Source organism: Vibrio sp. 10N.222.46.A1 (assembly GCF_041473595.1).
GTDB classification, from domain to species: Bacteria; Pseudomonadota; Gammaproteobacteria; order Enterobacterales; family Vibrionaceae; genus Vibrio; species Vibrio tasmaniensis_A.
Genome location: NZ_JBFRSN010001576.1, coordinates 1 through 279, shown reverse-complemented (window position 1 = coordinate 279; position 279 = coordinate 1). Strand labels below are relative to the sequence as shown.

Below are 279 nucleotides of genomic sequence, written 5' to 3'. Positions count from 1 at the left end.
GAACAATTGCTTGTAATAATTATCCATTTGATTGGTTAATTTTATAAATATATTTTGTTACATAATCAAAACTGATGGCTCTTTTGAATATGCTCCTTATAACAACGCCTCTTACAACCGAGGCTCGCACAGCTAAGATTCTTACAAAAATGCCCATAAAAGCAATGACTTTAATGGTTCTAACTTTGTCATCACTGTCACAGGCTTCCACTATTGAGAACGATGAACTATTGCTGAAATCATTGATTAAACGAGGTGTTATCTGTTCTGGCTTAACCT

At 34.1% G+C, this 279-nt stretch carries 1 pseudogene; it reads left to right on the top strand.

The features are described 5' to 3' along the window. Nucleotides 1–89 precede the first annotated feature (89 nt). Nucleotides 90–279 (top strand): annotated as a pseudogene (locus AB4496_RS28190) (hypothetical protein); the annotation flags it as partial.